General features: G+C 65.8%; 17 protein-coding genes and 2 pseudogenes. 8 read left to right on the top strand and 11 right to left on the bottom strand.

Going from position 1 to position 19,377, the window contains the following annotated elements; genetic code table 11:
* Positions 1 to 348: 348 nt before the first annotated feature.
* On the bottom strand, positions 349 to 1,032 hold the full coding sequence (locus tag ACIBBH_RS41160; protein WP_399413926.1) for a hypothetical protein: 684 nt from the start codon (positions 1,030 to 1,032) through the stop codon (positions 349 to 351).
* A gap of 277 nt (positions 1,033 to 1,309) precedes the next feature.
* Here ACIBBH_RS41160 and ACIBBH_RS41155 point away from each other — a divergent pair.
* A pseudogene (locus tag ACIBBH_RS41155) lies at positions 1,310 to 3,544 on the top strand (Helicase associated domain protein); the annotation flags it as partial.
* 52 nt (positions 3,545 to 3,596) lie between these two features.
* Here ACIBBH_RS41155 and ACIBBH_RS41150 read toward each other — a convergent pair.
* Genes ACIBBH_RS41150 through ACIBBH_RS41140 form a run of 3 tightly spaced genes read right to left on the bottom strand, consistent with a single transcriptional unit; the run spans position 3,597 to position 6,927 of the window.
* Positions 3,597 to 5,438 carry a hypothetical protein gene (locus ACIBBH_RS41150; protein ID WP_399413924.1) on the bottom strand — a complete coding sequence of 614 codons (1,842 nt, stop codon included), beginning with the start codon at positions 5,436 to 5,438 and terminating at the stop codon, positions 3,597 to 3,599.
* Positions 5,435 to 5,917 carry an ABC-three component system middle component 2 gene (locus ACIBBH_RS41145; RefSeq protein ID WP_399413922.1) on the bottom strand — a complete coding sequence of 161 codons (483 nt, stop codon included), beginning with the start codon at positions 5,915 to 5,917 and terminating at the stop codon, positions 5,435 to 5,437. The genes ACIBBH_RS41150 and ACIBBH_RS41145 overlap by 4 nt, the downstream gene beginning before the upstream one ends.
* Positions 5,914 to 6,927, bottom strand: coding sequence for an ABC-three component system protein (locus tag ACIBBH_RS41140; protein ID WP_399413920.1), 1,014 nt, complete (start codon positions 6,925 to 6,927; stop codon positions 5,914 to 5,916). Before ACIBBH_RS41140 ends, ACIBBH_RS41145 begins: the two co-directional genes overlap by 4 nt.
* An 810-nt stretch (positions 6,928 to 7,737) precedes the next feature.
* Here ACIBBH_RS41140 and ACIBBH_RS41135 point away from each other — a divergent pair.
* Positions 7,738 to 8,142: an STAS domain-containing protein gene (locus ACIBBH_RS41135; protein ID WP_399413918.1), complete on the top strand. Its 405-nt coding sequence runs from the start codon at positions 7,738 to 7,740 to the stop codon at positions 8,140 to 8,142.
* A 224-nt stretch (positions 8,143 to 8,366) separates the two neighbouring features.
* Here the strand turns inward: ACIBBH_RS41135 and ACIBBH_RS41130 are convergent, their stop codons facing one another.
* The 3 genes and pseudogenes from ACIBBH_RS41130 to ACIBBH_RS41120 all read right to left on the bottom strand — a co-directional run bounded on the left by ACIBBH_RS41130 (position 8,367) and on the right by ACIBBH_RS41120 (position 10,673).
* Complete coding sequence (locus tag ACIBBH_RS41130) at positions 8,367 to 8,540, bottom strand: hypothetical protein (RefSeq protein WP_399413930.1); 174 nt, start codon at positions 8,538 to 8,540, stop codon at positions 8,367 to 8,369.
* Positions 8,541 to 8,673: 133 nt separating this feature from the next.
* A pseudogene (locus tag ACIBBH_RS41125) lies at positions 8,674 to 8,784 on the bottom strand (dTDP-4-dehydrorhamnose reductase); the annotation flags it as partial.
* Positions 8,785 to 9,563: 779 nt separating this feature from the next.
* Positions 9,564 to 10,673, bottom strand: a complete 1,110-nt coding sequence (locus tag ACIBBH_RS41120) for a hypothetical protein (protein ID WP_399413916.1) — start codon at positions 10,671 to 10,673, stop codon at positions 9,564 to 9,566.
* An 802-nt stretch (positions 10,674 to 11,475) separates the two neighbouring features.
* Here ACIBBH_RS41120 and ACIBBH_RS41115 point away from each other — a divergent pair.
* Positions 11,476 to 11,877: a hypothetical protein gene (locus ACIBBH_RS41115; protein ID WP_399413914.1), complete on the top strand. Its 402-nt coding sequence runs from the start codon at positions 11,476 to 11,478 to the stop codon at positions 11,875 to 11,877.
* A 462-nt stretch (positions 11,878 to 12,339) separates the two neighbouring features.
* On the opposite strand, the gene ACIBBH_RS41110 is transcribed toward ACIBBH_RS41115, so the two are convergent.
* Positions 12,340 to 13,026 (bottom strand): DUF2637 domain-containing protein, encoded by a 687-nt coding sequence (locus tag ACIBBH_RS41110; protein ID WP_399413912.1) that lies wholly within the window; start codon positions 13,024 to 13,026, stop codon positions 12,340 to 12,342.
* Positions 13,027 to 13,427: 401 nt separating this feature from the next.
* Between ACIBBH_RS41110 and ACIBBH_RS41105 the strand changes: the two genes are divergently transcribed.
* The 3 genes from ACIBBH_RS41105 to ACIBBH_RS41095 all read left to right on the top strand — a co-directional run bounded on the left by ACIBBH_RS41105 (position 13,428) and on the right by ACIBBH_RS41095 (position 14,966).
* The gene (locus tag ACIBBH_RS41105; RefSeq protein ID WP_399413910.1) at positions 13,428 to 13,616 is read left to right on the top strand and encodes a hypothetical protein; all 189 of its coding nucleotides are present in this window, start codon (positions 13,428 to 13,430) and stop codon (positions 13,614 to 13,616) included.
* A 64-nt stretch (positions 13,617 to 13,680) separates the two neighbouring features.
* A complete protein-coding gene (locus ACIBBH_RS41100; protein ID WP_399413908.1) occupies positions 13,681 to 14,229 on the top strand; it encodes an RNA polymerase sigma factor in 549 nt (182 codons plus the stop codon).
* A complete protein-coding gene (locus tag ACIBBH_RS41095) occupies positions 14,226 to 14,966 on the top strand; it encodes a hypothetical protein (protein ID WP_399413906.1) in 741 nt (246 codons plus the stop codon). Before ACIBBH_RS41100 ends, ACIBBH_RS41095 begins: the two co-directional genes overlap by 4 nt.
* Before the next feature lie 238 nt (positions 14,967 to 15,204).
* On the opposite strand, the gene ACIBBH_RS41090 is transcribed toward ACIBBH_RS41095, so the two are convergent.
* Complete coding sequence (locus ACIBBH_RS41090; RefSeq protein WP_399413904.1) at positions 15,205 to 15,777, bottom strand: hypothetical protein; 573 nt, start codon at positions 15,775 to 15,777, stop codon at positions 15,205 to 15,207.
* A gap of 481 nt (positions 15,778 to 16,258) precedes the next feature.
* On the opposite strand from ACIBBH_RS41090, the gene ACIBBH_RS41085 reads away from it, so the two are divergent.
* Both ACIBBH_RS41085 and ACIBBH_RS41080 read left to right on the top strand, forming a co-directional pair.
* Positions 16,259 to 16,777 carry a DUF6233 domain-containing protein gene (locus tag ACIBBH_RS41085; protein WP_399413928.1) on the top strand — a complete coding sequence of 173 codons (519 nt, stop codon included), beginning with the start codon at positions 16,259 to 16,261 and terminating at the stop codon, positions 16,775 to 16,777.
* A gap of 357 nt (positions 16,778 to 17,134) precedes the next feature.
* A complete protein-coding gene (locus tag ACIBBH_RS41080; RefSeq protein WP_399413902.1) occupies positions 17,135 to 18,028 on the top strand; it encodes a Ku protein in 894 nt (297 codons plus the stop codon).
* Between the two features lie 168 nt (positions 18,029 to 18,196).
* Here ACIBBH_RS41080 and ACIBBH_RS41075 read toward each other — a convergent pair whose 3' ends face one another.
* Positions 18,197 to 18,364, bottom strand: coding sequence for a hypothetical protein (locus ACIBBH_RS41075; protein ID WP_399413900.1), 168 nt, complete (start codon positions 18,362 to 18,364; stop codon positions 18,197 to 18,199).
* Positions 18,365 to 18,825: 461 nt separating this feature from the next.
* On the bottom strand, positions 18,826 to 19,068 hold the full coding sequence (locus ACIBBH_RS41070) for a hypothetical protein (RefSeq protein WP_399413898.1): 243 nt from the start codon (positions 19,066 to 19,068) through the stop codon (positions 18,826 to 18,828).
* Positions 19,069 to 19,377: the final 309 nt, after the last annotated feature.

Genomic DNA, 19,377 nt, shown 5'->3' with positions numbered 1-19,377 from the left:
CGGTGCTGGGCTCCGTCCGGCTGGAGGCTTCCGCTGCGCTCCAGCCTCGGCCGCGCTGCGCGCGGCCAAACGGGCCTCCGGCCCGCGCAGCAGCACGGACCGCTGGGGTGGTTTATGGGGGACGTGACGATGGGTCAGAAGCGGCTTCGGAGAGAAGAGGCTGGGGTGCGTCCGTCCGGTACTGTGGTTCCGGGTTGAACACTCAGATGTTTGTTTCAAAATAAGTCTCGGATCCATTCTGGATCACGGCTTCCCTGCCGCTCCTGCGTCACCGCTCTCGCCGACCAATGAACCTGCACAGCACCCGAGCAACCGGCGAGGCACATGATTGACAGAAAACCATGGTGCCTATTTCGATGGAACCTTCAGCCTGTTTACAGGCAACCAGCGCTGCTTTTCGGAGTCCGCTGTCTCGTCTGCGATTTTACGCAGAGTGGAGAGGTTTTTTTGCTTGCTTGCCTGGTAAACGGCGCAGGCATTCACGAAAATGATGAGGAAGTATGCGGTCCCGTACCCTACAACGACTGGGGCACTTGCATTGATCTTAGAGGGAAGCCAGAAGATAAAATAGGCAAACAACAGAAGTGAGATCGCCAAAGGTGCAAGGTAATCTGTGATCCAGTGTGCCACTACGCCAGGCCAATTGGAGCGGCAAAGCCCCTTGTATAGGCCACGTTGCAGCGTCGTATACCCCGGGAACCGGCAATTGTGCTCCCACTTGTCCGCTGCATTCGGATCCTCGGCATTCGCTGCATTCGCTGAAAGCTTTTGCTCAAGAACCACCAGGTAACTCTGACGGAGGATGGACGCACACCCTTGAAACCTGGCATACGAGAGCAGGAGAAACGGCGGGAGAGCAGCCCCAAGAAGAAGCCAGTCGGGAATCCTGGGATTCCTGGTCGTTCCTACAAATGCGATAGCAACACCGAGATACGCCAAAACTGCAGTGTTGATGGCGATGATCAAAGTAGAAGTGTTTTGTTCATCACTGCGTTCCGTCTGATATACGGTCATCAACTCTGACTTTTCCACTGCTCGCCCTTCATCAAGGATCTGACGCCTAGCGTTTCATTGCCCCGTGGGTACCTGCTGTGATTACTCCATTCGTGGGTGGTAACGCGGGCACCAGGCTGCTGTGAAGGTGCGAGGGCCGTTCCGAGAGCAGCGGATCGCTCGGACCGCCTCAGTCGGCCAAGTCCTGTCGTGGCTTACAAAGTTGGCTGGTACGGGCGGTAGGATCTGATACCGCCCTTCGCGTCGGCCTCGGTGATTTCACGACACAGCCAGAAGAAGGAGCCAGGGAGCATTGGTGCCGAGTATTCATCTCAAGGAACATCAGGTAGACCCGAAGTCGGCGTCCGTAAGTGGTTGGGATTCCCTGTGAGATCATCTGTGCCCCCGCAGGGTGCCCGGGGCACGATCGTGTCAGCGACCGGGTCGGGCAAGACGATCATGGCCGCCGCGTGCGCGCTGGAGTGCTTCCGGGACGGCCGGATCCTCGTAACCGTGCCAACCCTGGACCTGCTCGTGCAGATCGCCCAGGCGTGGCGCCTGGTGGGCCACCGGGCCCCGATGGTGGCAGTGTGCTCGCTGGAGAACGACCCAGTGCTGAACGAGCTGGGAGTCCGCACCACCACCAACCCGATCAGCTCGCGCTGTGGGCCGCGAACGGGCCGGTCGTCGTGTTCGCCACGTACGCCTCTCTCGAGGCCAGCGGAAGGTTCGCGGGCCGCTGGAGGCCGCTCTGGCGGGCGGGGAGCGGCTGTTCGGGCAGCAGATGGCAGGCTGCGACCTTGCGATCGTGGATGAGGCCCACGGAACCGCCGGTGATCTCGGTCGGCCGTGGGCCGCGATCCACGACAACGCCCGCATCCCCGCCGACTTCCGGCTCTACCTCACCGCCACCCCACGCATCCTCGCCGCGCCCCGGCCGCAGAAAGGCGCGGAAGGCCAGGAGCTGGAGCTGGCCTCGATGGGCCAGGACTCCGAGACCTACAGGCCATGGCTGGCCGAGCTCGGGCTGAGCGAGGCGATCGAGCGGGGAATCCTCGCCGGGGTTTCGAGATCGACGTGCTGGAGATCCGCGACCCCTCACCCGTGTTGGGGGAGTCGAAGGAGGCGCAGCGGGGCCGGAGCCTGGCGCTCCTGCAGACCCCGCTCCTGGAGCACGCCGCCGCATACAACCTGCGTACGGTCATGACCTTCCACCAGAAGGTGGAGGAGGCGATGGCGTTCGCGGAGGAGCTGCCGGAGACGGCAGCGCACCTGTACGTCAACGACGCCTCCGATGAGGACCTGGCGGCTGCCGACCGGCTTCCGAAGTCGTCGATCGACGCGGAGTTCTACGAGCTGGAGGCCGGCCGTCACGTCCCGCCGGACCGGGTGTGGTCGGCCTGGCTGTGCGGCGACCACCTCGTGTCCGAGCGGCGCGAGGTGCTGCGCCAGTTCGCCAACGGCATCGACGCGGCCGGCCGCCGGGTACACCGCGCGTTCCTGGCTAGCGTTCGCGTGCTCGGGGAGGGCGTGGACATCACCGGCGAGCGGGGTGTGGAGGCCGTGTGCTTCGCCGACACCCGCGGCTCGCAGGTGGAGATCGTGCAGAACATCGGCCGGGCGCTCAGGCCCAACCGCGACGGCTCCACGAAGGTCGCGCGGATCATCGTGCCGGTGTTCCTAGAGCCCGACGAGGACCCGCACGACATGGTCGCCTCCGCCTCGTTCCGCCCTCTTGTAGCCGTGCTTCAGGGCCTGCGCTCGCATGATGAGCGCCTAGTCGAGCAGCTCGCCTCCCGTGCCCTCACCAGCGGGAAGCGCAAGGTGCACATGCGGCGCGATAAGGAAGGGCGGATCGTCGGGGCTGGCGGCGAGGACGGCAAGGACCAGGACCACGACGACGGCGCCAACGCCGCTGCCGAGTCGGCCCTGCTCCACTTCTCCAGCCCGCGCGACGCCGCCACGATCGCCGCGCTCCTGCGCACCCGGGTCTACAGGCCCGAGTCCCTGGTGTGGCTGGAGGGCTACCAGGCCCTGCTCCGGTGGCGGGCGGAGAACGAGATCACCGGCCTCCACGCCGTCCCCTACGCAGCGGCACTACCGGGTGCTCGCGGACCTGGTCGACGCCGACGGCAGCCTGCCCGAGATCCAGCCCGGCGTGCTGATGGACGGCGATGACATCCGGCGGTGGCTTCAGCGGCAGAAGCAGCCGAGCACCTGGGCACAGCTGTCGACCGAGCAGCAGGAGCGACTGCCCGGCTGGGCGTCAAGCCCGTTGAGGCGCCGTCTCCCGCCCCGGCGGTCACGCGGTCGACGAAGGGCCCGAGTAAGGCGCAGCAGGCGTTCCAGCGCGGCCTGGCGGCCCTTACACAGTGGGTCGAACGGGAAGGCCATCGGCCAGCGCGGCCACGCTGAGGAGATCGTGGTCAACGGCGAGACGGAGCCGGTGGTCGTGAAGCTGGGCGTATGGACATCGAACACCCGCGCGAGGCGCGACAAACTCACTGCGGAGCAGCGCGCCGCACTGCAGGAGCTGGGCATGGAGTGGGCGTGGCACCACTGCCTGGGAAGGCCCGGTCGGCCGTTCTATCTGGCTGTCGGGTTCAGTGCCTGTCTCGGGGCGGGAAGAACCCCTGGCGGTCTGAGCCGTCGACGCTGAAGGCGTAGACGGCAGCACGGCTCCTGATGCTCTTCGGTGGCGTGGGGTTCTCGATAACGATGACCTGGCCGGGGGGGTTATCGAGGAGGTCTCTGTAGAAGTTCTCGACGACGTCGTGGGTCATCAGCTCGGGTTGTGCTTCCTCCGGGTCTTCGGGCCGACGGTAGGTGAGAACGGGGGTGTCGAGTACGACAAAGCCCGGGTGGATCAGCCCACGAGCTGTGTTTCGGCGCGCGAGTGACACCGCGAATGCGGCGTGGATGATGGAGCGCATGCCCCTGCCGCGGCTCTTTCGGGGCCGACCGTCAACCGAGATCTCGGCACTGGTCGGGTCGTATGTGACGTGGTTGTCCCCGGGTACCTGCCAGGCTTCCAGCGTCTCGTGCATCTTGCTCTCGAAGTCGGCAATGTCGGCGGCGGGAATGTTGTCTGGGCGGGCCGTCGGCGGTGCGGGCGGCGCACTGGACAGGGACGCCTTGAGGTCTTCGAGTTGCTCGATCTGGGTATGTATGGCGAGCTCGTGCTCTAGGCGCGATCGGGCGGCCAGCAGCTCGGTGGTGTCGGCGTTGAGCGGTTCCATGCGCTGATCGAGAGCGCGAAGTTCTTCGCTGTTGTGTGCGAGCTGCTCGGCATGGAGAGCACGGTTCGCATCCAGGGTCGCCGCCTGGTCCTCAAGGTCTTCGATCATGATGATGAGGTCGCTGTGCAGGTCGGTCGTCTTTCGGGTCTCTGCGGCGACGGCAGCTGCTAGCTGAGTGGTCTCGGCGAGGTGGTGTTCTGGGTGCTGGTGCTGCCGTTCTGCGCCACAAAAGACGCAGGTGCCGGTCTGGAAGTAGCCCAGAAGCGTTCCGGCTTCACCGACCATCTGGAGTCGTGCCAGGTCGGACTCGTACTGTTCCCTGAGCAGTACGAACCGTGACAAAAGTTGCTGAACTTCACCGGCGCGCTGTTGGTTGTCAGCGTCACCAGTCTCCAGTTCGCGACGGCGGTGGAGGAGGCTGGAGCGGGTGGCAGCGATGTCGCCAGCAGCTGCGGTGACCTCACCCAATGACGACTTCACACGGTCTAGTTGTTCCCGCAGTTGAGACTGGTTCGCCTCGAGCGTGAGCTTCTCGCGGTTCTCGTCGATGAGGTGGTCGATGACCGCGATCTTGCCCTTCCCGAACTGCTTCTCCAGTTTGCTGGGCGCAGTGGGGCGTTCTGGCTCGTCCTGCCCGCTGAGGAGAAGCTTGAAGACCGACTTCTCCTTGGTCTCGTTCTGCGGCATCCGGGTGCCGAGCACCGGCGACCGCTGGTCCGCCATACGGGTGTCGTTGACGACGACCAGGCGGGCGAGGTCCCGGAAGTTGAGCGGCACTACGTCGCCGCGCGAGTTCTGGAGGATCCTGCGCCCGTCGATGCCGAGGACGTTGAGCAGATACCGGGAGATGTTCTTCTGGGATTTGGGGTGATGCTTGTACGCAAGCGTGGCGTCAGCCGGCTCGGACGGGGCGCTCCGTAGGTCGTGGTTGAACACCTCGATGGTGTCGCCCCCAACGGCGCGGGACAGGGTGAGCGTCCGGCCGTCGCTTACGCGCAGGCCCAGAAGGATGCGGGTGTAGCCCTCGTCCTCCGGGATGGACTTGAGCTCGCTGGCGCCCAGCATGTAGTCCACGGCCTCTTCGACGTATGACTTGCCCCTGTCGGAGGCGCCGTAGATGACCGTCAGTCCCGGGCTGAATTCCACCGCCGCAGGCGGCTTACCCATCCCAAGGAACGTCAGGTGTACCAGCGTCAGCCTGTTCACAGCACGCCACCTTCTCCCAGGTGAGGATTGCCAGCCGCAAGGCGGCCGGACCAGCGCTGGGTGATCTGTTTCATGCCTTCGCGGACGTCCGTTCCTTCGTGCATGTAAGTGCTGGTCAGCCAGTCGGCCCGTTCCGTGAGCTGGCCGACGTAGGGGGACTCCAGGACGTGAAGGAAACTTGCGGCCTCCTCCGTGGCTCCGTACATGAAGCCGTCGTCGGTGGCAGCCATGTCCACGAGGCCAGCACGCAGCAGCACCATGAGGCCCTGCTCGATGAGGCGGCGGCGCATGCCGAGCTCTCCGGGGCCGGCGGGGAGATCAGGGTGGAGACTGACCGGGCCATGATCAAGGTCGCCGCTGTGAAGCATGGCATGGTCCAGGTAGACGAGCTGGGCAACGTCCAGGCGGCGCGGAAAGGTCTCTGACAGGAGCACCAGGGCGCGGATGCCGACTTCCAGGGGGCTGTTAAGAGGATTCACTGGGGCTCCTCTTTGCACCAGGTCAGCCGGTGATTGTTCGCCAGACGGTGACACATGCCCTTCAGATCGATGACCTTCACAACCGGGGCGAGGATGTTTGCCGGGTTCGGTTTGTGGATGACCGCCGCGTCCAAAACCGCTTCCAGCCGTGCGTAGCCGTGGTCGTAGTCGCGATCCTCGATCTCTACCACCGCGTCGTGCAGGTCAGTTTCGATCGCCTCATAAGTCGCTTCCGGGACACTCTCCTGAGCAAAACGCCACAATGACTCAGCATGAAAGAACGCCTCGCGCTGCCGGCTGAAGTGGCCCTTGACCTTGGCGTGCTCGCGGGCCTGCTGAAGCGTCTCCAGGGCGAGACCATGCTTGGCGTTGTAGGCGTCCAGGAGCTTGCGGACGTAGACGGCCTCATGGGCTTCCTGGTCGGGCGGAGCCGGGTCGGCGGCAGGACGCGGCTTGAGCCGCTGCGGGAAGCGTCTCGCGTGGTGTGGAGTCGTGGCATGCAGTTCGAGGATCTCGTCCAGGTTCCGGGCCTCGAACATCGAGAAGTCCGTCTCTCGCGCCAGATCCCCCACTGCGGTCCGCACCTTGGAGGTGAGCTTCGTCCCGAGCTTTGGAGGCTCCTCATCCCACGCACTGAAGAACTCTTTCTTCAGCTGTGGAGGGTTGAGCAGGAGACGGTCCAGGCCTGTGCCGATCTTGGGTGCAACGAAGACGTAGCGCGTGGGCAGCTCGTACACGCCCAGCACCTTCGCCGTGAAGATCTTGACCATCTCCGGAAAAGCGTCCGACTGACCAAGCGGTTTGACGTAGTGCTTGCACTGGTAGCAGTGCCACTCGCCGGCCGTGCCATTGGGGCTCAGACAGGCCGCTACGTCCGCTCCACGGTCTCCGGCTCCACCCATCCGTTGCACCCGGACGTACGGCCGGCCTTCCCACAGGCCGAGCGCATGAACCCACTCGACGGTGAAGTCCTCCCAGTCATCGGCGTCGAAGACGTACTGCAGGTACACCTGAGGTGAGGGCAGGGGAGCGCTCTGGGTCGGCGGGGCCACCACCACAACCGCTGGCGTTTTCAGCTCCGGAAAGCCCTCAAAGACAGGCCTTGCTCCATCTCTACCTGGCTCAAGCGCCCCCGCCACACTGCACCCCCGGCACTAAACCGTCACGCAATATCACGCAGTGTAGTCATACCATCCCGGCTCGCTCACCGTGAAGGCCGGGGAGCACAACGTGTGCGATCAGCGGAATGCATGTGGGGCTTCCCCAGGACGTCGATGACGCCTCGGCGTCACAGTCTCCGTCCCGACTTTGCGCAGGGGACCCTCCGACAAGACTCGCGCAACAGTCAGGCGCAACTTGGCGCGGTTCGGGGCTCGAGGGCTGGAAGGCCGCGTGGCGGCACGGTCATCGATGCCGCGGTCACTCACCCCAGCGCGCATCTACGCGCTCTCAAGGCTCGGCGTCTGCGAGGGAATGCCCTGCAAGCAGGTGGTGACTCGTCCCCGGTGGGGTTGGGAAGCAAGCCCACCGCGGATGTCCTCCGGAATGCTACTGCCGGGGGCCTCACGCGTAGTGACGCGCTGGAATCGGATGGATGCTGACAGGGAACCGGGGCAGGCGTGTGAGAGTGCCCCCTGTCCGCTGTCTTTCTCGGTGATTGCCTTGGCCTCATCCGTCCCTCCCCGTCCGCAGTCCGCGTCGGCTCGGCCGATGAGCTGGCGGAAGAGCTGGAACGGGTGCGGGCGCAGAACCGGCAGCTGCAGCAGGCCCTCGCCTCGCAGCACTGCAGGTGAAGGTCTTGGTGTGCCAGTATCACCCACATGGCCGAGAGCGAGATGGCGGACACCGGAGAAGCCGCGCAGCCGGCCCGGCTGTCGGTCGTTTCCGCCGCCACCGACGGCATCCGTGTACTCGCCTTGGCGGGAGAGATTGACCGCGACACCGGCCAGGCGCTCCGCCAGGCCCTGGACGCCTCCGGGACTCCCCGCCCCCGCATCGTGGTCGATCTGAGCCGGGTCACCTTCATGGACTCCACCGGCATCAACATCTTCATAGCTGCCCACCGCAGCCTCACCGAGGCCGGCGGCTGGATACGTCTGGCCGCACCCGGCGAAGCCGTGATGCGCACCCTGCAGATCGTCGGCGTCGACGCAGTGATCGACTGCCGTGAAACCCTCCCCCAACCCTCGGCAACTGACCGATCCCCCGTACCGGCCATGCGCTGACCGATCGGCTCAGTGCTGATGGTGGTCGCGTTTGGACAGGTAGAGGGGACTGAGCCGGCGCCAGTAGCCGTGCACGAGGTCTTCGGCCTCCTGCACCGCCCGCTGAGCGCATGGCGCGTCCGTCGGCAGGCGCTGCTCGGCCTGAGCCGCAGTGGAGCCCGTGCGCCGGACATCCCACCTCAGCGCCGTCCAGCGGGATACCGTCCCGGTCGGCTTCGCGGGAGTCAGGCTGACCGTTTCTGCGGGAGCTTCGGCGGGTGATGCGCCTGGTCATGAGTGTGGCCGCCCGTTCGCCGGCCAGCTTGCTGCGGCCGTACGCGTTGACGACCTGTCGCGGCCGACTCGGAGTACGGCTCGGTGCCGTCTCCCGGCAGGATGTAGTCGGTGGAGACATGCAGCAGTCGAGCGTCGTTGTCCCGGCAGGCGCGAGCCAGGTGGCGAACCCCGTTCCGTTGACGGCGGTGGCGGTGGCCTCGAGGCTTCGGCGCCGTCGACGTCCGTCCAGGCGGCGCAGTTGATCACCACATCCTGGCCGGAGACCGCGGTGCGGACGGCCTCCGGGTCGGTGATGTCGAGGGCGGCGCGATCGAACGCGGAGACCTGGTCGTCTGTCAGCAGGGTCCGCACGTCCCGACCGAGCATCCCGCCGGAGCCGGTGACCAGCCAGCGGGTCACGACAGTGCCGCCGGCTCTTCAGCGGCTCCCACCAGGCACGGTTGTCGCGATACCAATCGACGGTCGCGGCCAGGCCGTCCGCGAAGGAGATCGACGCCAACCGGGCAGTCATCGAGGCCGCAGCGCGAGAGCACCCAGCCCCACCGGTGGTCGGGACGAGCGCCCGCGGCCGGCAGATTTACAGTCCCCTCAAGATTCCCCGTCTGGAAGTCGCCTGACCAGGTACGTTGCACACCCGGTGCGGACTGCAACCCTTCTCCGTCACCCCTCGTCCTGATCTTGCTTCGAGGCAACCGGCTCCATGCCTGCCAAGGCAGCAACACGGAACACCTCGGCGAGCGTTGCAGCGACCACCCTGCGCAAAGCGCGTCCCGTGGGTTGCCCGAAATTCGTTGGTTCACTGACCAGCCACCGAGACTACGGACACAGGACGCTGATTCCACGTTTCAATAGAATGGCTGCTAGCACCGGGGAGTAGTGGGGATCGAGTCCGGTGTGACCTATGATTTCAACCATCGTTGCGAAGTCTAGGAACTTTTCTTGCTTCGCAGAGTCAGTAAATCCACGACCCTTTAGCTCTCGACATACAGCGCGACGATTTCGATCCAGCCAAACGGAAACCCACGTCCGACTCCGCTCGATCGCGAGCCGCAACTCCCTGCCAGATATGTATTCGTCGGACCCATATACCAGCTTGTCGAGCCGCGCTAGGAGCTCATCTTCTGTAAGATTCTGCAAGTCCGTCGTCATCTCTGTTCCTCCTGCGCTCGCTGGCAAGCCCCTGCGTACGCGCCCGCAAGATAGATAGCCGATCCGTAGCCTATATCGCGATCTATATTTGCCAGCTCAGAAATTCTCGGGGATTTCCAGATCCAATCGATGAGATCATAGTATCGTACCGCCTGGCGGGGGTCCTCTAGGGCTTCCCTTCCGTAACCCTGGATATCTAGCGTCTCGACATACCTCGAGGTGTACGCCGAAATGTCATCACCTTGACTAAATAGAATCGCCCCGGCGCAGTCCGCAAGGGAATACCCGGGGGAAGTGCGGGAGCGCAAGAAATTCAAGTTCACGTCGACCTTTCCCATCACTAGGAAGACATCTCCAAATTGGGCCAAATCAATTGCTTCCAATGCTCGACCTTTGACGGCAACGCGCCGACTTCTCACAAGAAAACGGAGGGCATCCCATGCTCTGTCAGGTACAAAACGTTCATACAAACAGAGAGCAGTCAGGAACCTTCGCCGGTCCGGAGTAGAAGATTTTGACGACTGGAACTTTCCAGCCAAGGCATCAAGCCTTTCATCAAAACTCGGACTTACATTTGAAAGGCGAGCATGCGATCCAGTTTCGATAGCCTGCAGGGTAGTGAGAGCCCACGCAGCGCCTGCGGAACCGACCCACTCGAATTGCTCGTATGGCTCGTAAATAATCTTGACTAGCTCTAGAGCCAGCGCATCTGCAGCGATTTCACGATTCGCGACAGTCAGCGAATTTTCACCAATCCACCTGGCGAGCTCTGGTGCCGTATCAACCTCATCGAGTAGCTTATGCGAGAGCTCGTGAGCGAGAATGAAGGTATGAGCAGGGAACCCTTGGAGCAATCCGAGCAACCCCCCTCTGTCGGCATCTCGCTGCATCAAATAGGCTCCACCATCGGTGAGGTTCTCTTGGGCCATCGCGAACCGAACCAGAGCGCCTATTATTTCATTCGTCGAGGCATAGTTTCCGGAGAGCCGAAGTTCGGCGATGTGATGGTACTCGTCGAGAAAATCTTCAGTCAGTAGCCATGAGAACAATTCCACGAAGAGGAGTAGTCGCTCGGAATACTTAACCGAAATACTGCCGTCGGCCATTGTACTCACCCCGGCATGCGGGCCACCGCTCAGATGGTAAACGAGATGCGCGGGACGATCACCGTTCACTCCGAAATTCGTGCGTGCGGTCTCATGACTCGCTTGGAGTACCAAATTGAGTAGCCAAGATCGCCTGTCACTGAGAGTCGGAAACCACTTCAGAAGGTAATTGATGATAGGCCTCAGAGCGGCTGGAACCCGGCTTTCTGGGTGGGCAAGATTCCGTTCGACCTCCCTAAGGTCACCGGATAGGAGGGAGCGTCCCCTTACGCCCGCGTCTGTAGAAGCTGCCAATTGGGAGCGGTAAGCATGGACAATGGCTGCCTCTAGCTTGAGCTTGTCCAAACGGCTCGTCAATGTGGGCGTCAAGGCAATCACCAAGCTTTCGCGCAGTCGCGAAGATTGCTCAAAATGCCATTGAAGGCAATCGCGATTCTCGTTATAGTCGAGGCGATTCGTGCCTTCATGGATGAGCGATTATTGGCCACCTTACTTTCTACCTTCCCCCGCATCCACTATTGCTGCAACTCCATGTGGTCATCGCCCGAGCTTCGGCGGAGCCCTCTGGTTCCGACTCCTGGTCATGTGCGTCCGAGGAGGGCGAGCAGTTGGCTGGCATCGCGGGCGTCGTGTCGCCGGCTGGCCGCGAAGGCGGCGCTCCCGGCGAGGCGCAGGGCAACGATGTATCACTGGATCTTCCCGGGCACCACGCTGACGATCCCGGGCGTCAGCTGTGCAGCAACCACCACCACACCTACCACGCCCACCACCGAGACCACGCCGACCGGTGGCGGAGTATCGGATGAGTACCTGTCCAAGGCGTCCGAAGGCAGAGGCGGCGGAGCAGCACCGCAGGGCACAGGCGGTGCGGGCCGAGGCGGATCGAGCGACCGCTGATGCGGAGGCGGAGCGCCTGAGGACGGCCGAGGCCCGGCGCCGGATCGCGGTGATGGAGGCGGAGGCGGCCATGGCCGATGCCTGGGCCGGGCTGACCTCGCGCCAGATCAAGGCCCGCCGGGTCGCCCGCCTCATCGTCGCGGCCGGCGGGAGCGCCGACAACGTCGACGTCGTCTCGCTCAACGACATCAAGGCGGCCGTGGGCGCCGCCCGGACCACGGCGGGCGAGCTGCGCCAGGAGGCGCAGGAGCTGCTGCGCGGCGGCTACGACCCGATGACCGCGTACGCGCCGCAGAGCTGGCGCTGACGCACCGGAAGAAGACGAGCGGGGCGGCACCCGGTGGTGGGTGCCGCCCCGCTCGCCGTTGGCGTACAGGCCGCCTACTTGGGGTGCCGGTAGAACCGTGTCACCAGCCGCGAACCGCCGTGATCAGTCCTTAGACCCGGCAGCCCGAGGCTGAGCAGTGCTGTGGGGCCCGGCGCCGTTCCCACGGCACCGGGCCCCTTCGTGCTGTCCCGGCCAGCGCTATCCGGACTCCGACTCCCCTAGGAGGGCGGTTCAATTCGAGCTTGATGCAACCCAAAGCGTGGGTTTCGCTCAGTTTGCTCAGCTTGATGACGTCCCAGACGAGCGTCTCGTCCTGACCTGACGCTGGGTTCTTGAACTGGCCAACGATCTGGGTTACGCCGCCAGCGTTCAGTGCGTCCTCGGCCCTGGTGAGGACCCCGCCTGCGATGAGGGCCCACTTGAAGATTTTGGCCTGGGGGGTCAGCGAAGCGATAAGGGCGGCGATGTCCTTCGCACTCCCACCTTGTCTTCCGCTAGGCGGATCTCTTCCAGTTCCGCCTCAGTGAGCTCAGCAGGCAGTACGGAGATCGCGCTGGTCTGGCCGCACAAGAAGCCGCCGCTCTCATCCGTGGCCGGAATCCCTCCCACGGCTTTGCATGGGGTGAGCCACACGCGGTAGCCGTCCAGGGCCTGCTCACGGCGGATCATCTCCGGGTAGGAGGTCACGCCCGCCAGGCGCATACGGCGGTACAGACGCACGGTCGGCGCCGGGGCCTGCAGCCAGCGGTGCAGCGGGATCCGGTCGGTGACCTCGCCGTTCGCCAGCCGTGTGGCGTGCAGGATCAGCCTGCGGACCGCCTCCACCCCGATCACGAACAACACCGGCATCAGCCCGTGCCAGGCCATGGCCACCGGGTCCCCGGCCTTGGCCCCGGCCGCGTTGAACACGATGGTGGCCAGCACCATCCTGTGCGCCGCGAACCTGAGCAGCGGCCAGCCGATCCGGCCCGCGGTGAGGTACATGTCCAGCGCCAGGAAGGCCAGGATGGCGCCGTCGATACCGACCGGCACCCAGTAGGACAGGTCGTGCGAGAAGCCCTTGTCCTCGGCCGCGCGGCGCAGGGTGTCGTATGAGGCCGCGAAGCCCACGCCCGCGACGGGGATCATGCGAGCAGGGCCACGGCGGCCAGCGCCCGCGACACCCGGCGAGAGGCCTCCGGCCGGAGCCGACCACGACTCGCGGAGTGGCCACCCGGGCGGCCGAATGGCCCGGCCTAGGCCGGCGCGCTGAGATCGGCCGCCGGCTGGCCGAGGCGATGCGCCGCACCGTCACAGGAGGCATCGGGAGGCACCGTTCACCACGGCGGCGGATCCGGGAAGAGCATTGAACGAACTTGGTCGCTTTTGCTCATGTAACGGAAGGCATTTGGTCTGATACTGAACGTAATATTTTTGGCTGGTCGGCCTGCACGTTTTCGGGTTTCCAAACGCTCTATTGCTGGAGGCGCTCGCCTCCAACGCCGAGGGGTGGGCGGCGTTTCCCAGACCACTTCCAATGGGGAGGGCACGTGCACGACGCTGCTACGGCGTTGCTGCTGACCACGCTGGCCATCCGGGTCTTCGGTCCCGACGCGCTCCGACTGTCCAAGCGGATACTCACCGCTGGCGTCCGCGTAGGCATCACCGGGCTGCGTCCGCCCGCACCGGACGAGCAGCATACTCCCGGGGGCGAGCTGACCAGGGGGGACGGTGAGTGAGGGCGGGCCGGAGGAGTCCGGTGGTGCCGTAGGCGTCCCGAGCCGACGGCAAAAGACGGTGCCGATGGCACAGTGGCCCGACGCCAACCGGGTCTCGTACTGGGCGTTTCATGCCGATCGACGGCAGAGCTACATGAGCTTCGCCTATCTGCAGCTGGGTTCCGATGCGGACACCGAGGAAGCGGTGGACGCCACCTTCGATGCGGTGATGGACAAGTGGAGTCAGATGCTGCAGATGGAGCATCTCGAGGGGTATGCGTGGGCCATCCTGAAAAACCGCATCACGGATCAGCAGCGCAAGCGGAGCCGGCGGCCGGAGCCGATGGACATCGCCGCGTTCGAAGCAGCGCTGAAGGATCAGGCGGAAGATCCCTATGAGGGCCTCGTCGACTCCATCACGCTGTACTCCGCCACCCGGAGGCTGAGCGAGCGTCAGCGCGACCTCATCGTGCTCCACTACGGACTGGGCTTCAGCACGGTCGAAGCCGCAGCGCTCCTGGGCCTCGAGGAGGCCACCGTCCGCTCGCACCTGTGCCAGGCCCGTCGGCGCCTGGCCCGTCTGCTCCAGGCCGAGTACTCCGACCGCGCCGACCAGGGGGAGAAGACGTCATGAGCCACGCTGCCACGCCCACTTCGAGGCGCACCCTCGACGAGTGGCTGGCCCGAGCCCGGACGAAGGACCGATACGACGCCTACGACCTGACAGCCGCCAAGGCACGCCTGCTACGTCGACGCGATCTCCGCCGCAAGCGTGCCTGCCCTGTCCACGGCGGCGAGAACGGCGGCGCAGCGGAAGCCACCGCGTTGATGGCGGATACGTCATCATGGACCGCTCCGGGCATGAGCACCGGGTACGACATCGACCACGCCTGGCGGGATCTGCAGGCCGCCAGCCTGATCATGCTGCTGTCACCGAAGGCGGACCGCCACCTCGCGGCCTTCATCGACTGCCACTACGCCCATCTGGCCGGCGCCCGGACCTTCGGCTGCCTGCTCTATCTCTGCGACTACACCGACGGGGCCCGGTTCTGGTGGCAGTTCGCCGCCGGAGCCGGGGACGAAGCCGCCGAGTACTGTCTCTTCCTCAACCACGCGCAGCATGGCGAGTCCCACGACGCCGAGCACTGGGGCCGTCAGCTCGCCCGCCATGGATTCGCCCCAGAGGAGCTGCTTGGTCACCGGGCTGCCGCTCCCGTCCTCACCGACGACTTGTCCGACTGCGTCGCTGAGCACATCACCGAGCGGGACCATCCTGACCTCGGCGTCATCCCGTTCCCCAGGACACCGCTCATCCGTCACGTACGCGAGCTGGCCACCATCCCCACCGGACCATGCGGACGCACAACGTGAAGGAGGGGAAGAGATGAGAGACAACGCCCGAATATTGGATATAAACCGGTAAACAGGGCGAAGTTGCCAAAATGGTCGATGATGACTGTCGGCGGCGTCAACTTGGCTCCGTCAAGGCGCCGCCCGGGTCGGCGGCCGAAGGCCCCAGGCCCCAGGCCCCAGGCGTCGGCGACGAAGTCGCGGTCGGCGGCCGGAACCGGATCGGGCACGGCCGGGGTCGCCGTGGTGCTCCAAGGCGTCAGCGAGGAAGTCCGCGGACGCGGCGGCGGACTGCACGTCGGACGCGGGCGGCTTCGGGCTGGCCTGCGTCGGGAGTGCTGCGGGCGGAGCGGCCGGCGGCGGCCTTCTTGCCTGTGGTGGCCCACTCGCGGGCTAACAGCACCTGCGTCTCGCGAGCGGAACCGCCGATGACGACCTGAGCGCGACCTTGGTGCTTGGTGGACTTCGGCGCCGGGTGGACCTCGGGGGCGAGCATCCGCCAGGCGTTCATGCTGTAGCGGGCGAGGATGCGGGTGGCGAACTGCTCGCGGACCTCCGGGCCTCCCAGGGCGCGGGCGGTGGCGGACTGGGCGGCCAGGAGCACGTGCATGCGCAGCTGGCGGCCCATGTAGAGGATCTCGTTGAACGCGTCGACGGCCCGAGAGACCTTCGGGTCGCCGGACTCGCGGATCTTCTCCCAGTAGCGGGCCGGCTGCTTCATGGTGGCGTTGATCTCCGCGAGGAGGATCAGCACCCTGGGGCCGATAGCTTTCGGGTCGGCGTCGATGCCGAGTTCGTAGGCGATCCGGGTCCGCAGCCGACCCGCCGCCACCCGTGCAGGGCGGGGTGCCGCCACCTACACGGATCTGGGGGAAGCCGCCGGGATCACCCGTCAGGCCGCCCGCACGCGGTGGCCGGAGGCCGTCGGCACCCACTGGGCGCTCTACCTCCTGACCGGCAAGAGCCGCCCGCACGGCATGGCCGTCCAGGTGTTCCGCAGCAGCAAGGCGATCGCGACCGGACGCACCGCCGTGGACGAAGGCGCACTCGCCGGGGACGGGGCCGTGGGCGGCGCCGTCGTCATCAATGCCGCTCGCGAGGCCGTATGGGCCTGTTACTTCAACGACGGCACGTGGGAACCGGAAGAGATCGCCATGCCCGAGGACCTGCGGACCGTGCCCGCCCCGGGCAGCCCCGAGCATGGGGACTGGCTGCACAAGTGGACCAGTTCATCACCAGCAACCTCTGACCGGCCGCCTGTCTACCGTGGGGCCGTGACTACGCCCTCCGACGACGCTGCCGAACCCGCGCCTGTGCCGGTCCGGGTCGTGCTGCCTGCCGATCCCCTGCTCGGGACTGAGCAGCAGGAAGTCGTGGCGCGACTGTGGAAGCGGCGGCAAACAGAGACAGGTCGGGCCTACCTCGTGGGGTTGCCGTCGTACCGAGATCGTGAGGACGGCGGTGTGGAAGCGGCGGAGTACCGGGTGTGGGTGCGCGCCCCCGACCACGTACGGCCGGTGGACGGCGTCGACTACGACCAGGTCTTCACCGAGAAGCTGGAGCGGTCCCCGCAGGCGGTGGTCCGCGAGGTCCTCGGGGAGCGCCGGCCTTCGGGGTGGGTGCTGCAGAAGGTGAGCGACGGCCGCGGCCCGGCCCGCTCCGTCCTGCACGCACCGGACTGCGAGGAAGCACCGGCGGGGGCGCCGCTGCTCGATCTGGAGCGCGCCCTGGACGCGGCAGAGCACCCGGGCACCCGCCTGTGCACCTTGTGCGGGTGCGCGCAGGCGGTCACACCGCTACTGCGCGGCTTCGACCACATCACCGACACCTGACCTGGGTCCGGCGAACGCGTAGCAAGCGCTCCCCGGTTCGTGTGGACGCCGTGCTGGCGTGTGTCTGTGGGTTGGTGCCGCGGCGGGTGACAGAACGAGAATGCCGTGCATGGCAGCCCACGGCTGGTACTGGCCAGGAGACGCCGCCCGACCAGCCCTGAGCCGTATGCCCAGGGGCGCCGGGGCACCAGCCGTACCGGCGGCTCAGGGGATGGTGCGACCGCAAGCAGCTGCCGCGGGTCTGCAGCTCGGGTCGGAAGCCGAGCGGTGTTCGAGCCCCGGGCTGCCGGTGTCCACGGGGGCGTCTGCGGGACCGTCGTAACCTGGTGGTGCTCGGGGCGAGTGCGGAGGTGTGCCATGCCCCGAACCATCTGGTCCGGCGCCATCAGCTTCGGTCTGGTGACGGTGCCGATCAACGTCGTGGGAGCGACCGAGGACCGCAGCATCCACTTCCATCAGTACCACCTGAAGGACGGTGGCCGGGTCCGCTACCGCAAGGTATGCGAGCTCGAGGACCGTGAGGTCTCCCAGAGCGAGATCGGCAAGGGATACGAGCTGACCAAGACGCAGGTCATCCCGATCACGGACGAGGACCTGAGCAACCTGCCACTGCCGACAGCGAAGGCGATCGAGATCGACGCGTTCGTGCCGCTGGAGTCCATCGATCCGATCCGGATCGCCGAGGGCTACTACCTGCAGCCGGCCGGCCAGATCGCGGCCAAGCCCTACAAGCTGCTCGTGCAGGCCCTCGGCCGCTCGGCCAAAGTGGCTGTTGCCAAGTACGCCTGGTCCGGCCGGGAAAGACTCGGCCTGCTGCGCGTACGCGATGACGTCCTGGTCCTGCACGCCATGCGCTGGCCCGACGAGATCCGTGACCCCACCGAGCTGCTCCCGCCGCCCACCGAGGTGTCCGACGAAGAGATCGAGGGCGCGCTCGCCCTCATGGACACCCTGACCGTCGACCAACTGGAAGGCCCGGAGTTCCAGGACCGGTACACCGAGGCCATCGCGCAGATCATCGAGTCCAAGCGCGAAGACAAGCCGCTGCCGGAAGCGGCTGAACCCGAGCAGCCCGCCCAGGTACTGGACCTGATGGCCGCGCTGAACGAGTCGGTGCAAAAGGCCAAGGCGTCCCGCTCTCAGGACACGGGTCCGGCCGGTGTGCACGACCTGCCCGCACCGAAGAAAGGGACGCCCGCGAAGAAGACAGCGGCGAAGAAGACGACCAGGCGGCGGCCCGGGAGCGCATGACCGGTCCCGGCCGCTACCACCTGCAGCTCACCTTTGCCGGCTGACCGCTGGCGGTGTGGACGATCGCGAATACCGGGGCGCCGGACGGCTGCTCCGCCCCCCGGGGCCTGCGACGGGCGGATGTGCAGCTCGAGCGGCGCCCCTGCTGTGAGCCCTGCGAACGGGCGGCTACTCCTCCTGTTCTGGGGTGGGGTCTTCGCTCGGAGTGGCCACGTCGTCCGGTTCCTGGTCGTCGCGGTGGCTGTGCTTGTCGAGCCGACGCTTGACGAGTTCAGCGACAAGGCCGGCGGCTGTCGCAGTGGTGAAGTCGCCGAGGTAGTGCTGCAGTGCGGTCACGACTGGTCTACGCGACGAGCGGGCCTCTCGCCGCGCCAGCACCTCCATGTGGGGGTAGGCATCGTCGGTGTGAGGCTGTTGATGAGGTGCACCTGGCTGGCCCGAGAGCGCTGTGGCGGGACTCGCTGGCAGGCGCTCGGAACGGGTAAAGGAGGTACCCGGAGCTGCCGTGTAGGCGAGACGTGCAAGACCTGAGTTTTGTCGGGCCTGGGGTAGTTGCTGTAGATCGTTTTTGGCCAGTTTTGGTGGGCGAGTAGGAGGCTGACCCGAACCCTGATCGCGCGCAGGCCGTGCGTCACACCACGCCTGCCCACGTCGGACGGCTGCTCCAGGACGCTCGGCAGCGCACAAGCCTCAGAACTCCGACTGGCCAGGTTGATCGATGTGTGACCAGCCCGGCCAGAGGACAGCGGCGAAGCACTGGCCACCTGGCCCGACCAGCAGTAAGGCCCCGGCACCGGCTACTGGACAGCAGGGTCCTCCTGGGCGTGCCGCACGGCCTTCTTCACCGCCTGCTCCAGCTCATACCGGCTGGTCTGGGTGGCTTGGGCGTGCGCGGTGACGGCCGCCTGGACGGCCTCGGACGCCTCACGCCAGCGGCGCCACTGAGCGTCGTACTCGTCACCGGCGAGGCCCGCGAGCTTCGCGCGCTCTTCCTCGGCCGATCGCTCCAACTTGCTCAACTCATCGGGAACCTCTGGCACGGGCACGGATCCTAAGCAGCTGGTGCGGGACGCCGGGGACCGGGGGTGCCGTCCGATCGGGTAGAACCGCAGGGCCGTCCCGGACGATCCTGCTCGCTGCCTGCTGTTTCTCGACCGGGAGTACAGCGTCGTCTTGCGCACGGATCGGGCAACGAGCCGGCTCCGGCTGATCCGCCGTTGAGATCCAGAGGTGGCAGGGGCGCCGAGCGAGGGCAATGTTCGGCTCACCGGCGTGGTCGCAGAGGGCGTGATGGTGAAGGGGACAGTGTCTCCGGGCCTCATCCATTGCCTGCAGGGACGATCGTTCGG

This window comes from Streptomyces sp. NPDC051636, assembly GCF_044453765.1.
GTDB lineage: Bacteria > Actinomycetota > Actinomycetes > Streptomycetales > Streptomycetaceae > Streptomyces.
Note: the sequence above shows the minus strand (reverse complement) of the source record. Positions and strands in the feature narration are given on the sequence as shown.

Bases quoted from the DNA above. Each gene is read 5' to 3' on its own strand.
- ACIBBH_RS41135 (WP_399413918.1), top strand. From the start codon at position 7,738: ATGGCCGAGAGCGAGATGGCGGACACCGGAGAAGCCGCGCAGCCGGCC.
- ACIBBH_RS41120 (WP_399413916.1), bottom strand. From the start codon at position 10,673: ATGGCCGACGGCAGTATTTCGGTTAAGTATTCCGAGCGACTACTCCTC.
- ACIBBH_RS41115 (WP_399413914.1), top strand. From the start codon at position 11,476: ATGAGTACCTGTCCAAGGCGTCCGAAGGCAGAGGCGGCGGAGCAGCAC.
- ACIBBH_RS41110 (WP_399413912.1), bottom strand. From the start codon at position 13,026: ATGATCCCCGTCGCGGGCGTGGGCTTCGCGGCCTCATACGACACCCTG.
- ACIBBH_RS41100 (WP_399413908.1), top strand. From the start codon at position 13,681: ATGGCACAGTGGCCCGACGCCAACCGGGTCTCGTACTGGGCGTTTCAT.
- ACIBBH_RS41095 (WP_399413906.1), top strand. From the start codon at position 14,226: ATGAGCCACGCTGCCACGCCCACTTCGAGGCGCACCCTCGACGAGTGG.
- ACIBBH_RS41080 (WP_399413902.1), top strand. From the start codon at position 17,135: ATGCCCCGAACCATCTGGTCCGGCGCCATCAGCTTCGGTCTGGTGACG.